The sequence below is a fragment of the Saccharicrinis sp. GN24d3 genome, assembly GCF_052400645.1.
In the GTDB taxonomy this organism is placed as follows: Bacteria; Bacteroidota; Bacteroidia; order Bacteroidales; family Marinilabiliaceae; genus Saccharicrinis.
Map to the genome: position 1 here is coordinate 58,139 of NZ_JBQTGI010000010.1, position 14,826 is coordinate 72,964.

Sequence of the window (14,826 nt, forward strand, 5' to 3'; positions counted from 1 at the left end):
TCATGCAAAATCTATCTACACTGCCCGAAAAATCACAATTGTTGAAATGGTCACGCGAAGAAACAGACCTGCACATATTAAACGTTAATGCACATCTTCATACACCTTATTCCTTTAGTGCCTTTAAGGACATACCTGAAATATTCAAATTGGCCAAAGAGCAGGATGTACGAATATTGGGGATAAACGATTTTTATTCGACCGATGGATATGAGGAGTTTAATCAGTTGGCTGTCGATAATAAGATATTTCCACTTTTTAATATCGAATTTATTGGTGTAAACCAAAAAGATAAGGAAAAAGGCCTGAGGTTAAACGACCCTGGAAACCCGGGACGCGTTTATTTGTCAGGTAAAGGTTTAAGTTTTCCCCCACAGCTTGATGAGCCTTATGTATCTCAGGTGAACGAAATAAAGAAAGAGATCATCAAGAGGGTTGGGGCGATGTTGGATAAGACCAATATCCTGCTTAAGAACATGGGTTCAGATATCATACTCAGCTTGGATGAGATATTTGCAAAATATGCGGTCGACTTAGTTCGCGAAAGACACATTGCCAAGGCACTTCGGATTAAGGTATTCGAAAAATATGCTTCCATTGAAGAACGGTTCGCTTTTTTCGAGAAACTTTATGGAGGTCAGGCACCAAGCGCAAATTTGGAAAGTAAAGCAGCTGTGGAAAATGAAATAAGGAATATGCTTTTTAAAGCGGGCAAAGAAGCTTTTGTTGAAGAAGGTTCAAAAGCTTTTCTGCCTATCCATTTAATTAAAGAAATTATACTCAATGCCGGCGGTATACCAACCTATCCTTTGTTGGCGGATAACCCAAATGGAGAATATACGGCTTTTGAAAAGGATAAGGAAGTGTTGTTGGGAGAACTAAAAAACAGGAATGTACATTCCATTGAGTTTATACCCAACAGAAATGACTTGAATCTGTTAAAGGAATATGCCATGTTTTTTTGGGAGAATGAGGTTTTGGTCACTTTCGGCACGGAGCATAACTCTCCGGATATGATACCCATGAAAGTAGAAACCAGAGGGCATATTGATTTAGATGATGAACTGAAAGAACTTTCATACAAAGGAGCTTGTGTTGTAGCGGCTCACCAATATTTAAAAGCAAAAGGTGAAGAAGGCTATGTGAAAATAAACGGAGAAAGAAATGGCAACAGTTTACAACCATTTGTTGAACTGGGGCATGCTGTGATAAGTAAGTTTTTAAAGTAAACCGTAAATTGAAGTTTTTAAGTTTTTTGTGTCACTACCGCCCGAATCAATTGGTGGACAAGTCCGGCACTACTGGGTAAGGTTTCAAACGCACAATGAAAAAAATTAATGTTTCTTTCCGTGTGTCACCGTAACATTAGCCGAAAATTAGTGTTATAGTCTCAATGGAAAAAAATATGTTTCATGATAAAAGAAATGATAAATTAATATGGCAATCAATAAAAAAATAGTGGAAATTCTTCCGGCACTTCGGATGATACTTTCGGATGATAAAATAAAGGTTGCGAAAGCAAGTCTAAAAGCCGACCCTTCTATTGCTGAAATAAAGGTGGAAGAAAAAGAAGATGCAACGGCAATGATTGCGGAACTCAGAAAAAAGGTGCAGGATTATAAGCTGTCCAACAACCAGGTTCCAAAATTGATATATGTTGATGGTATTGGTGTAGTGGCAGCAGCTGAAACAAATTACGAAGTAGATTGTCTTTTAAAGGGACAAGAACCTCAAATACAAGCAACCAAACCAGGAAGAGCTTCCGGTAAAACAGCGATTATAACAGGAGGTGCGCAGGGCTTTGGCGGAGGTCTGGTTGAATATATGATTCGGGATGGCGCCAATGTGGTTATTGCCGATCTGAACGAAGAAAAGGGACAGGAGTATGCTACTGAATTAAACCAGAAAGCAGGCGCTAATAAGGCCTTTTTTGTTAAGGTTGACGTATCCGATCCCCAATCTGTCGAAAACCTTATTTACGAAACGGTGTGCGAATTTGGTGGTTTTGATGTGTTTATATCAAATGCCGGAATCCTGAGGGCCGGTGGTTTAGATGAGATGACCCCCGAAGCTTTTGATTTAATGACCAAGGTGAATTATACCGGATATTTCAATTGTGCCAAATATGCATCGCCCGTTTTAAAGATCCAAACTGCCCATAAGGAAGGGTATTTTGCGGATATCATTCAAATCAATTCTAAATCGGGATTGAAAGGCAGTAACAGAAACTTTGCCTATGCGGGCGGTAAATTCGGAGGTATAGGTTTAACGCAATCTTTTGCCATGGAACTAATGCCAAACAGAGTAAAGGTGAATTCTGTTTGCCCCGGTAATTTCTTCGATGGCCCCTTATGGAGCGACCCTGAAAAGGGATTGTTTGTGCAGTATCTGAATGCGGGGAAAGTAAAAGGAGCCAAAACCATTGAAGATGTCAAAGCATTTTACGAAGCCCAGGTGCCTGCCGGTAGAGGTTGTACAGTAATAGATGTGATGCGGGCGGTATACTACATCATGGAACAGGAATATGAAACAGGACAGGCAGTCCCTGTGACAGGCGGGCAGGAAATGCTGAAATAAATATGGTTCGTTCACTCAGACAATAAAATATTAAGAATGGAAATAAAAGCTGTTATTTTTGATTTGGATGGAACACTAATTGACTCTATCGAGGATATTGCAGATGCCAATAACCAGATGCTGAGAGAGCATGGGTATCCGACGCATGAACTTAAAGAATATGTGAAGTGGATCGGAAATGGTGCGAGAAGGTTGGTGGATGCTTCTCTTCCACCGCTTTTAAGGGGTAAGGATACCATGCTTTATCTGAACAAATATTCTGCTTGCTACGAAAAAAATATTTGTAACAAAAGCACGTTGTTCCCCAAGATAGACCATGTGCTGAACGAGTTAACAGAAATGGATATTCCCTTTGCTATAAACACCAATAAACCCCAGCATTTAACGGATATTGTTGTGGAGGAATATTTCAACACGTGGACTTTTAGGAGTGTTATTGGGCACAGTAATGTTTTTCCACACAAGCCGGATCCCAAAGGTGCATTGCACTTTGCCAGACAAATTAATTGCGATCCAAAGCATATCCTCTTTGTGGGCGATTCCGTGGTGGATATGCAAACAGCCCAAGCTGCCGGAATGATCCCTTTAGGTGTAAGTTGGGGTTATGGAAAACCTGGCATGGAAGGTGATAATGTGCCCGTAATTCAGCAGCCCGAAAAGATTTTGAATTATATAAAAATAAATATAGAAAATTATGAAGACTAAAGCAGTTCGACTATATGGAAAGAAAGATCTTCGCATTGAAGAATTTGAATTACCGGAAATAAGCGATGATGAAATATTAGCAAAGGTAGTAACAGACAGTCTTTGTATGTCAAGTTATAAAGCGGCTAATCAAGCAACAGATCATAAACGTGTGCCAGATGATGTTGCAGATAATCCGATCATTATCGGACATGAATTTGCAGGTGAAATTGTTGAGGTGGGTGCCAACTGGATCGGCAAATTCAAGGAAGGACAGAAGTTTTCGATTCAACCGGCTATTTATTATGAGGACGGACCTGTCGGCGTTTTAAGTGCGCCGGGTTACTCTTATCAGCATATCGGAGGCGATGCAACGTATGTGATCATACCCAAAGACGTATTGGTTCAGGATTGTTTGCTTGCGTATGATGGGCCTGGGTATTATCCAGCATCGTTGGCCGAACCTTTAAGCTGCGTTATTGGAGCCATGCATGCAAATTACCATACTAAAGCTGGTAGTTATGTGCACGATATGGAAATTGTGGACGGAGGTAAAATGGCTATTTTGGCCGGGGTAGGACCTATGGGACTGGCTGCCATTAATTACGCGTTGCGTCGCGAAGACCGTAAACCTTCGTTATTGGTTGTTACCGATATCGACCAGGCACGTTTAGATCGTGCAGCAAGTTTATATACCGTGGATTTTGCCAAAGAACGGGGAATTGATCTTCGTTATGTAAATACTGCTTCAATGGATGATGCCATAACGGGATTGCGCGACATTACAGGAGGAGAGGGATATAACGATGTTTTTGTGTTTGCTCCGGTAGCTCCGGTAATTGAGCAGGGGGATGCTATTCTTGGTTTCGACGGGTGTTTGAACTTTTTTGCGGGACCTTCCAATAGTGATTTCTCGGCAAAAATGAATTTTTATAATGTGCATTACGCGTATACTCATATTGTGGGTACCTCAGGTGGAAATACCTATGATATGAAGGAAGCACTTGAGATAATGACCAAAGGCCTGGATCCGGCAGGTTTAGTAACACATGTTGGTGGTTTAAATGTGGTTCCGGAAGCAACACTTGACCTGCCTAATATTCCGGGTGGTAAAAAGTTGATTTATCCGCATGTTGAAATGCCGTTAACTGCTATTGCCGATTTCAAGGAACTTGGCAGGAATAACGCAGTTTACAACTTACTTGCTGATATTTGCCAAAAAAATAACGGTCTTTGGAGTGTAGAGGCCGAAGAGATGCTTTTGGCTAATCCTAAGTCATTAAATTATTAAAATTTTAACTTGTTAGATGTTTAATTTATTAACAAGCTAAAATATTCATAGCTTTGTGTTTTTTGATTCATTAAATTTTAAGCACCATTGATTGGTTGCTTATCAAATTAGGTTAAACTACAACTTAAAAGTTAAAAATGATTTATTTAGCAGACACTGCCAATATTGACGAGTTAAAACAATTGTTTAATTATTTCCCAATTGAAGGGGTAACCACAAATCCAACCATTATCGCTATAGAAAAAAAACCTATGTCGGTGATTATGCCCGAATTGGTTGAGTTGGTTGGAGATAAGATGTTACACGTACAGATGATCAGCAGCAAAGCTGAGGACATGCTACGCGAAGCCATTGCCTACAAAGAGAAATTTGCTTTGGGCGATAACTATTTTGCGAAAATTCCGGTCACCATGGAAGGTTACAAAGCCATGCCGATGATTAAAAAACAAGGTATTAACGTTACGGCAACGGCTATCTTTACGCAACAGCAAGCATTGGTTGCGGCAAGGGCAGGAGCCGATTGGGTAGCACCTTATGTTAACAGACTTGACAACATTTCTTCACACGGCATTGAAGTGGTGGGTAATATTGTGGAAAATATCAAACAATTTGGTCTAAAAACAGGGGTACTGGCGGCCAGCTTTAAAACAGTTGACCAGGTGCATAGGGTGAGTATGATGGGCAGTCAGGCTGCTACCATCAGCTTCGAAATTTTAGAGCGTCTTCGTAGCCACCCTATGACGGATATGAGTGTTGAGTGGTTTGAAAAAGACGCTGAGGGTTTGTATGATATTGACTTCTAGTATAAACATCAGTATAGTGGATGTAAGTTCGAAATCACAGAATTACAATTGCTGGTCAGTTACTTTTTTGTCCGCGGATTTCACGATTTAAACCTTAAACAGCCTGCTGTTTAGGGTTTTCCAGTGGAAAATCAAGAGTCTGATTAATCTGAGGACAAATGACAATTATTTCTATTTAGTATTCATATTTTATTCTTGTGATTGACAACATTAATTAGCTTACTATGAACACATCAGTAAACTGGAAAAAACTGCAAAATGGCTCCGACATCCGGGGAGTGGCCATGGAAGGAATACAAGGTGAGACATTAAACCTAACCAATGAAGTAGTAAAGCAACTGGGTAAAGCTTTTGCGCATTGGTTAAACAGAAAATTAAATAAAGCAAAAATAACAGTTGCCGTTGGTATGGATTCCCGTTTAACGGGACCTTCGTTGAAAAAGGCATTTATGCTTGGATTAACCGATGTAGGAGTCGATGTTTACGATTGCGGAATAGCTTCAACGCCAGCGATGTTCATGACAACGGTAGATCATGATTATTCCATTGATGCCGGAGTAATGCTTACGGCCAGCCATCTGCCTTTTAACCGAAACGGATTAAAGTTTTTTACGGAAGAAGGGGGGGCGGATAAAAGTGACATTACCGAAATTCTTGACCTGGCTGCGCAGCATAGCCTGGAATCAATTCAGGGCCGTGGAACAGTGAGAGAGCTTGATTATATTTCCATTTATTCAAACTCTTTGGTTCGGGCCATTCGTTCCGGAGTTAAGGATGGTGTTGACAAAAAGCACCCCCTTAAGGACCTTAGGATTATCGTGGATGCTGGTAACGGTGCCGGTGGTTTTTTTGCCGAAAAGGTGCTTACTGAGCTTGGTGCGGAAATTTCGGGAAGCCAGTTTTTAGAGCCCGACGGGAACTTTCCTAATCATGTGCCTAATCCCGAAGACAAAGAAGCTATGGAGTCCATCTGCGAGGCGGTAAAACGGGAAAAAGCGGATTTAGGTATCATTTTTGACACCGATGTAGACCGTTCTGCCATTGTCGACAAGCAGGGTAATCCAATTAACCGAAATGAGTTAATAGCATTGATCTCAGCCGTAATATTGGATGAGCATCCGGGAAGTACCGTGGTTACGGACTCAATCACCTCTGATGGTCTGACCTGGTTTATTAACGATCATTTGAATGGAAAACATAAACGTTTTAAGCGCGGATATAAAAATGTAATTAATGAATCGCTCAGGTTAAACGCGGTTGGCGAAGAAAGTTGGTTGGCTATTGAAACCAGTGGTCACGCCGCCCTTAAGGAAAATTACTTTTTAGACGATGGCGCGTACCTGGTGGCTAAACTCTTGATTAAACTGGCGGATTTGAGGTTGGAGAACAAAGATCTTTCCCAACTGATTAAAGTGCTTCCAACCCCGGTTGAGAGCAAAGAATTCAGGGTGAAAATCAACACCGAAGATTTCGCTTCCTATGGACAGTCAGTGATTCAGGAGCTGGAGAATAATTTATTCAAGGACTGGGAGAAAGTGCCGGAGAACTATGAAGGTATTAGGGTGCAATGCAAATCCGTAACGGAGCATGGTTGGTTCTTGGTGCGTTTGTCACTGCACGATCCGGTTATCCCTATCAATATTGAATCAAATGTAGGGGGAGGGGTTGATGAGATCGCCTCCAGATTGAAGAAAATACTTGGTTCTTACACATATTTAGATATTACACCCTTTGATGATTGATAAGGTACGTAAGGAAAATTTATAATGTATTGTTATTTAACAGTCAGTAGTGAAAGAATTGAAAATTCAGTTTGATATATGCATTCGTAAATTTTGCCGACTAACCTGGACCAGACAAAAACCTATTTGGTTTTGGTTTGTTCTGGTTAGGATAAAGTAAAGTACAAATAATAATAACCCCAAGGTACAAATAGCAGGCAATGGTTCTTAATAATGAAAAAGGTGAGCAGATTACAAACAATTATACAGCAGATGAGCTAAGGTATTTGAATCTTCTGGCCGAGAAATTTCCGACGGTTCAGGCGGCCTGTACCGAGATAATAAACTTGGAATCCATATTGAATCTTCCTAAGGGCACCGAGCATTTTTTAACGGACATTCATGGCGAATATGAGACTTTCAGTCATGTGTTACGGAATGCATCCGGCATGGTTCGCAAGAAAATTGACGCTGTTTACCAGTATTCATTAAGCGAAAAGACCAAGAATCAACTGGCCACGTTGATTTATTATCCGGAAGAAAAACTGGAAATCATCACCAAGGAAGAAAAAGATCTGGATAACTGGTATGCGATAACGCTCCGAAGGCTCATTGCCGTAGCCCGTGTTTCGGCCGATAAATATACGCGCTCCAAGGTTCGAAAGGCTATGCCTACCGATTTTTCCTATGTAATCGATGAGCTGTTAAACGAACCCAATGCTAAAAAAGAAAAGTATTTTGATCGTATTATTCAATCAATCATTGATGTAGACAGGGCTAACCATTTTATTGTGGCCATCAGTAAGTTTATTCAGAGGTTGTTAATAGATCGATTGCATATCATAGGCGATATTTTCGATCGGGGACCACATGCGGATAAAGTGATGGATCTTATTCATCACCATCATTCGGTAGATATTCAATGGGGTAATCACGATATAGTATGGATGGCGGCAGCTACCGGGATTCGTGCAAGCATCGCAGCTGTAATACGTTTAAGTGCGCGATACAATAACCTGGATACATTGGAAGATGCATACGGGATAAACCTGATGCCCTTGGCCACTTTTGCCATGAAAGCCTACCAAGGGGATCCTTGCGATCCATTTATTCCCATGAATACACCGCCTGAGAATGTGGGTTCCACACATATTAAGCTGACCAGCAAGATGCATAAGGCCATAACCATTATTGAAATGAAGCTGGCTGCAGAAATTATTCGTCGAAACCCTGAAATGGGTATGGATGATCGGCTTTTGCTGGATAAAATAGATTACGAAAAAGGAACGGTTACTATAGGCGGCCGTGAGCTGGAATTAAAAGATAAATCGTTTCCTACGGTTGATCCCGAAAATCCATATGAACTAACGGATGAAGAAAGGGATTTGGCCGAGAAACTTCGATTTTCTTTCTTAAACTGCGAGAAATTGCAACGGCACATTAAAACCCTTTTTTCAAAAGGAGCTACGTATTTGTCCTATAATTCCAATTTATTATATCACGGTTGCATTCCGCTCGATGATAAAGGTGAATTTAAAGAGGTCGTCTTGAACGGGAAAAAGTACAAGGGGAAAGCCTTGTGCGATCAATTCGACATGGTGTCGCGCCGTGCTTATTTTAATCGTGAACATCCTGAACGAATGAGCAAAGATCGCGATTATATGTGGTACTTGTGGAGTGGTGCGGATTCTCCTCTTTTCGGGAAAAAGAAGATGGCTACCTTTGAGCGATACTTGCTCGACGACAAAGAAACTCAAAAAGAGGAAAGTAATATGTATTATAAACTCCGTGACGACAAAGATACCAGTTGCCGGATTTTATCCGAGTTCGGACTGGACCCGGAAACTGCCCATATTGTAAACGGACATGTGCCTGTAAAGGTAACCAAGGGAGAAAGCCCGGTAAAAGCAGGGGGTAAACTTTTTGTGATTGATGGCGGGATGTCTAAGCCCTATCAAAAAGTGACAGGTATCGCAGGATATACCTTAATTTACGATTCCTACAATTTAATCCTTGCCGAGCATGCTCCTTTTGAGTCAAAACGAAAGGCCATTGAGGACGAGGTGGATATTGTATCGACCAGGAATATGATAGAACATGCTACCCATCGCATTCAAGTTGGCGATACCGATATTGGCACTCACATTCGCGAACAAATACAAAACCTGAATCGTTTGCTCGATGCCTATAGAACTGGTGTTGTAAAGGTTAAGAGGGTGTAATGAGAAACTTTCACGGCAAGCCAGTCACGAACTCATCTTCATTAAAGAGATGAATATGGAAGAATTGGCAGATCAAGCTCACCAACAGGAAAAATCAATGGAGGGATAAATTGAATGGGGCTGTCATCAGCGTTGAAGATAGCGACTGTATTGGTTTATGCCAAAGAATATAATCCATCACTTAGAAAATGAAAAAAATATATCTGTAATTGCTGTAGTATTAAAAATGGAGCAAATGTCCCTGCGCGTTTTTATCAATCCAATTAAAAATCAAGTTTATTCTGACATATGCAAAATGGTTCTCGGGTCTTTGAAAATGAGAATCGTGGATGAAAAACAGCAAGTTGGCAAACATTGTTTGCGGTTAGTATTCATTTGGTGTCTAATGGAAGTAGTTAGAATACTATGTAGCTGACTCCGGTCGGGGGTAGTTATGTAAATAAAGGTAATCCAATGACTTATTATGGTAATTATCTTTACATGGTGACGAAGGCTGCAGATGATGGTTGCGGGCGTTATTTTTTTAAAAAATTTGATTTGAGTCCATAGTTCTTAAGTGCAAGTAAATAATATTAACAGATATATCGTATATTTTTCATCTTCCTTTACGTTCGACGTGGTGGACCAAAAGTGTGTTTTGACCTCACAAATTCACGAAATTTTTAACCCGTAGGCGAACGTTAATTAAATTTTATAAAAATCAGGATCAACCCTGCTAAAGCCTGCGTTGTTCGTCATTATTCATGAATTCTCGTGAATCAATGGGGTTAATTCCCTGCAGATTTCACAAGCGCCAAAGCCATCCGGCAGAGATATTACCGCGGAAATCAGAGTCCAACGCTTGCACTGGAGGTAATACCAGATTATTCAAAATTCTAAAAGGTGATGTTGGGTAGCTTACTAGTTACATTGAATTCACTGAGTACATGGGGTAGAAATAAGAATTAGTATTTTTTGTTTTCGTATGTAATAAGGTTTTAGTACTTTGTTCTACCATTTTTTTTATTGGGTGTTAATTGTTTTTTGTGGATTCATTTGTATTATTAAGGTGTGGGTGATTCCAAATAATAGGACTATTTATGTTTAAAAATTCATTATGGCGGACCAGTTGCTTGAATGTTTTGAAATTTCGTAAAGTGCTTTTTGACAGGTTAGTTAATTGTATATCTGTAAAACTGTTTTATTTTTGGGGGCTGTTATTCCTTATAGCCGCAAATGGTGTATATGCCAATATTGCAAGCTCATTTCAATTTAAACACTACAATTATGAAAATGGATTACTTTCAAATACCGTAAATACCATAATTCAGGATAAAGATGGATTCATGTGGTTTGGGACCCCGGAAGGATTATGTCGTTTTGATGGGTATGGTTTTAAAAATTTCACACATATACCTGGCGACAGTCATTCTTTGAACGATAATTTCATTTCATCAATAGCTGAAGATACTATACGAAACTGTATTTGGGTAGTAAATTCGTCTGGTGTTTCAAGACTCGACAAAACAAGCTATAAATACCGCAATTATCCGGTTTCTGATTCCAGCATAGTTCATTTTTCGCCCTTTTACCACGGTGTGGTTTGTGTTGATCATTTGGGCAATGTTTGGGTGGAAGGTTTTAGCGAGGTATATTCCGAAGGCTTGTTTAAATATATAGAGGACGAGGACAGGTTTATCAATTTTTCGGAAATCAATAGCGATACACCCAAAGGGCTTACATTTATTTATGAGGATAATAACCGTAAATTGTGGTTTGGTACCGATCATGGTTTGTATTCATACCATAATAAAACAGCATCTTTTACGAAGATGGGTTTCAAAAACCGTCAGATAGATTCACTGCATATAACTTGTTTATTTCAAGACAAAAATAATACGCTTTGGATAGGGACGCATCACGACCATTCGATATTTAAGCTGGAAGATGACAGTATAACTTTGGCATACAAATCAGAATATTCTAATGACGATTTCAATTGGATATCTTCAATAGCCACCTACAACGACGAGAAACTAATAGTGGCCATAAAAGACCTGGGGGTACAGACCATAGACTTGCATACCGGACACAAGAGTTTATTACAGCCCGATAAGTATAAACCGAATGGCATCAACAGTAAAAATCCCAATATAATTTATCCCGACAAGGCCGGAAATATTTGGGTGGGTACCTACAATAATGGGATAAACTTCTTGAATAAACACAAAAAGAAATTTAATCTTTACAGGTTCGATTTTACGGATTCTGGTTTGTTAAGTAATAACGTAAGGGCATTCTATGAGGACTCTGATGGCGATCTGTGGGTAGGAACAAAAGAGGGAGGCGGTATAAGTAAATTTGATCAGGCAAATGGTACTTTCATCAATTACAAAGCAGATCCTTCCAACCCTAACTGGTTAGACAATGACATTGTAATATGTATTCACGAACTTGAAAAAGGTAAACTGCTGGTGGGTACTTATGGCGATGGAATTTATCTCTTCGATAAGAAAAACGTTACCTTTAGTAAATTTGCCATGCCCGATGGCAGGAACAACTCTATTTCGGACAAATATGTATACGCATTATACAAAGATGGCGAGGATCGTATTTGGATTGGTTCTAACTCTAGTGTGGATATCTATCATACTGCTACTGGTAAGTTTTCGCACCTTAGGGATGTGAACTTTGCAAGGTGTTTTATCGATAACGGCAATAAAATACTGATAGGTACCTGGACTAAAGGGTTGTATATATACGATAAAACCGAAAATAGAATTGAAGATTACGTTTTTAATCTCCCCGATCTTCAGAAAAATAAAAATATAAAGATTAATGGAATGGCCCGCGATCGGGCTGGTTATGTGTGGATGGCAACCAATAAGGGTTTACTGCGCTTTAAGCAAGCAGGTGAAACTGAATTATTACTGACAGAGAAAGACGGATTACCTAAAAATTATATCTGTGCTGTACTGGTTGACGATAACGATAACATATGGGCAAGTACCAAGATAGGTATTGTAAAATACAACCAAAAGTCAGGGGAGTTTAAAACATACAATAAATACGATGGGTTGCAGTCAAACGTTTTCGAAGAATTTGTTTCGCTGAAGACTGAGAAGGGCTATATGTTGTTTTCGGGATTAAACGGATTCAATATGTTCCATCCGGATTCAATTATAGATAATACAATAGCCCCGATGGTTCACTTATCCGATATGCGCATACTGAACCAATCAGTTCCCATAGGAACTAAAAATTCCCCGCTTAAAAAACACATAGATTTAACGGATCATATTATCCTTAAAAACGAACAGTCTTCCTTTGGATTCGAGCTTGTAGCGGTGAATTACACTTCACCGGAGAAGGCAAGGTACTTGTATATGCTGGATGGTTACGACAAGGAATGGCAAGAGGCCGGTAATAATAGGATCGCCAACTATACCAAGATTCCGGCCGGCTATTACACTTTGAAAGTAAAGGCATCAAATGGCGATGGCGTTTGGAGTAAAGAAAAGGAATTCATCAACGTTAGGGTGAAACCACCATTTTCAAGGAGTCTTCCTGCCTTTATTTTGTACTTTTTAATATTGGTTGCTTTTTTGGCGGTATATAGGAGGTTTGTTAAAAACAGTACCATGCAAAAAAACAGGTTGGCCGAAGAAATAGAAGAAAATAAAAGACTGGAAGAGTTGAGCAAAAAAAGAATTCGTTTCTTTACCAATATTTCTCACGAGTTACGCACTCCGCTTACGCTAATTGCCTCCCCATTGGAGCGATTGGCAACCTATAATTTTGGGGATAAGCAACTAAGTTCAATGTTTGATATAATGAACAGGAATGCACAACGTTTGACGCGTATCGTAAACCAGCTGATGGACTTTAGACGAATCGAAGAAAACAGGATTCGATTGCATGTGGCAGAAGTAGATATAATAAAGTATGTAGAAGATGTATTGGCAAACTTTAATGATATAGCGAATAACAGAAGCCTAAAACTCAATTTTCATACGAATCGCCCCGAAGGTTATAAAGGTTGGTTCGATGAAGGAATTTTGGATAAAATATTATTTAACCTTTTGTCAAACGCAGTCAAATTCTCACCGGTAAATGGAGAAATTGACTTGGAAGTCATTATTGAAAATAACGAAGCAAGTATTAAAGTTACCGACAGGGGAATTGGAATTCCAGCAAAAGACTTAGATAAAATATTTGATCGTTTTTATACTACCGATCAGGCCGATCACAAGTATACAGGGGCTGGTGTGGGGCTATCCTTTACAAAAAGTTTAATTGAGTTGCATAAAGGGCGAAAGCAGGTTGCCAGTGAAGTGGGGAAAGGCAGTTGCTTTACCATCACTTTTCCAATTGGAAGAGAGGCTTATATCGATTCTGAATTGCAGGTCGTTCCCGACAAACCGCTATCGGAGACCATACTGAAAACAACCGCCGAAATTGCTCGGGAGGAAATTAAAGCTAAAAATGCGGAACATTCCGATTTGATTTTGATTGTTGAAGACTATGACGACCTAAGAGAATATTTGGTACATAACTTATATAATTACAGGGTTTTAAGCTGTGCGAACGGAAAAGAAGCGCTCAAATTGGCAAACGAAAACATGCCTGATTTAATATTATCGGATATAATGATGCCCGAAATGGACGGTCTGGAGCTGTGTAAGCATATTAAAACCAATATAATTACTTCTCATATTCCGGTCGTTTTGTTAACCGCTCGTGCTACGCCTGATCAAAAATTGGAAGGCTACACTCACCATGCCGATGCATATGTTGAAAAGCCTTTTAGCATTGACCTTTTAACCATTCAAATCGCAAATTTACTACAACTGCGTAAAAACATATCAGCTAAGTATAATTCGGATATAAAAGCTTCGGTAGCGGACGATGATGGTATGTTACCATTGGACAAAAAATTTCTGGATAAGTCCAAAGAGTTTATTGAAGCCTCAATAAACGATCCTCAACTATCTGTTGAAAGTTTAAGTTCTGAACTCGGAATGAGCAGAAGTCAGTTGTTCCGTAAGTTTAAGGCTTTGACAAATACTACTCCAAGCCAGTTTATAAAGGCAATCCGTTTAAGAAAAGCTGCCCAGTTTTTAGCCGGTAAAGAATACAATGTCAACGAGGTTGCGATTATGGTGGGCTTCGTTGATTCCTCACATTTTATTTCCTCTTTCAAAAAGTTTTATGGGAAAACTCCCAAGCAGTTTGCCGAGAGCAATGCAACTATCTCCGAAAAGAAATTTTGAAATAATTACGGGGAAGCTACCCGATATTAAACTATAACAATTTCCATTTACGACCTATACGTATTGTGGGTTAATAGTGCAATGAATTCTCACTAATGACCCGACCATGCAAATCACATAAAAATAAAGAACATTAGTTTTTGGGAAACTTTCCCTAATGTAATTTCCCTAATATTAGTGCAAGGGTATTGCTTTGATAGAATCCATCGTAATTCTAATATGCTATATGTTGCATCTAATGCAACATATAGCATAAACTGAAACTTAAATCTCGCA

The 14,826-nt window shown here is 39.5% G+C and carries 8 protein-coding genes; all 8 read left to right on the top strand.

Going from position 1 to position 14,826, the window contains the following annotated elements; genetic code table 11:
- Positions 1 to 2 precede the first annotated feature (2 nt).
- The 8 genes from ACT29I_RS13060 to ACT29I_RS13095 all read left to right on the top strand — a co-directional run bounded on the left by ACT29I_RS13060 (position 3) and on the right by ACT29I_RS13095 (position 14,550).
- The gene (locus tag ACT29I_RS13060; protein WP_444793635.1) at positions 3 to 1,229 is read left to right on the top strand and encodes a hypothetical protein; all 1,227 of its coding nucleotides are present in this window, start codon (positions 3 to 5) and stop codon (positions 1,227 to 1,229) included.
- 208 nt (positions 1,230 to 1,437) lie between these two features.
- Positions 1,438 to 2,577 carry an SDR family NAD(P)-dependent oxidoreductase gene (locus ACT29I_RS13065; RefSeq protein WP_430933863.1) on the top strand — a complete coding sequence of 380 codons (1,140 nt, stop codon included), beginning with the start codon at positions 1,438 to 1,440 and terminating at the stop codon, positions 2,575 to 2,577.
- 36 nt (positions 2,578 to 2,613) lie between these two features.
- Positions 2,614 to 3,282 carry an HAD family hydrolase gene (locus ACT29I_RS13070; protein ID WP_444793636.1) on the top strand — a complete coding sequence of 223 codons (669 nt, stop codon included), beginning with the start codon at positions 2,614 to 2,616 and terminating at the stop codon, positions 3,280 to 3,282.
- On the top strand, positions 3,272 to 4,552 hold the full coding sequence (locus tag ACT29I_RS13075; protein ID WP_430933865.1) for a zinc-binding dehydrogenase: 1,281 nt from the start codon (positions 3,272 to 3,274) through the stop codon (positions 4,550 to 4,552). Before ACT29I_RS13070 ends, ACT29I_RS13075 begins: the two co-directional genes overlap by 11 nt.
- A gap of 137 nt (positions 4,553 to 4,689) precedes the next feature.
- Positions 4,690 to 5,355, top strand: coding sequence for a transaldolase family protein (locus tag ACT29I_RS13080; protein ID WP_444793637.1), 666 nt, complete (start codon positions 4,690 to 4,692; stop codon positions 5,353 to 5,355).
- A gap of 224 nt (positions 5,356 to 5,579) precedes the next feature.
- A complete protein-coding gene (locus ACT29I_RS13085) occupies positions 5,580 to 7,097 on the top strand; it encodes a phosphoglucomutase (protein WP_444793638.1) in 1,518 nt (505 codons plus the stop codon).
- 200 nt (positions 7,098 to 7,297) lie between these two features.
- Positions 7,298 to 9,298, top strand: coding sequence for a fructose-1,6-bisphosphatase (locus ACT29I_RS13090; RefSeq protein WP_430933868.1), 2,001 nt, complete (start codon positions 7,298 to 7,300; stop codon positions 9,296 to 9,298).
- Positions 9,299 to 10,419: 1,121 nt separating this feature from the next.
- The gene (locus tag ACT29I_RS13095) at positions 10,420 to 14,550 is read left to right on the top strand and encodes a hybrid sensor histidine kinase/response regulator transcription factor (RefSeq protein WP_444793639.1); all 4,131 of its coding nucleotides are present in this window, start codon (positions 10,420 to 10,422) and stop codon (positions 14,548 to 14,550) included.
- The last annotated feature ends 276 nt before the right edge of the window (positions 14,551 to 14,826 follow it).

Coding starts and splice junctions, on each gene's coding strand:
- ACT29I_RS13075 (WP_430933865.1), top strand. CDS start 3,272: ATGAAGACTAAAGCAGTTCGACTATATGGAAAGAAAGATCTTCGCATT.
- ACT29I_RS13090 (WP_430933868.1), top strand. CDS start 7,298: ATGGTTCTTAATAATGAAAAAGGTGAGCAGATTACAAACAATTATACA.
- ACT29I_RS13065 (WP_430933863.1), top strand. CDS start 1,438: ATGGCAATCAATAAAAAAATAGTGGAAATTCTTCCGGCACTTCGGATG.
- ACT29I_RS13060 (WP_444793635.1), top strand. CDS start 3: ATGCAAAATCTATCTACACTGCCCGAAAAATCACAATTGTTGAAATGG.
- ACT29I_RS13080 (WP_444793637.1), top strand. CDS start 4,690: ATGATTTATTTAGCAGACACTGCCAATATTGACGAGTTAAAACAATTG.
- ACT29I_RS13085 (WP_444793638.1), top strand. CDS start 5,580: ATGAACACATCAGTAAACTGGAAAAAACTGCAAAATGGCTCCGACATC.
- ACT29I_RS13070 (WP_444793636.1), top strand. CDS start 2,614: ATGGAAATAAAAGCTGTTATTTTTGATTTGGATGGAACACTAATTGAC.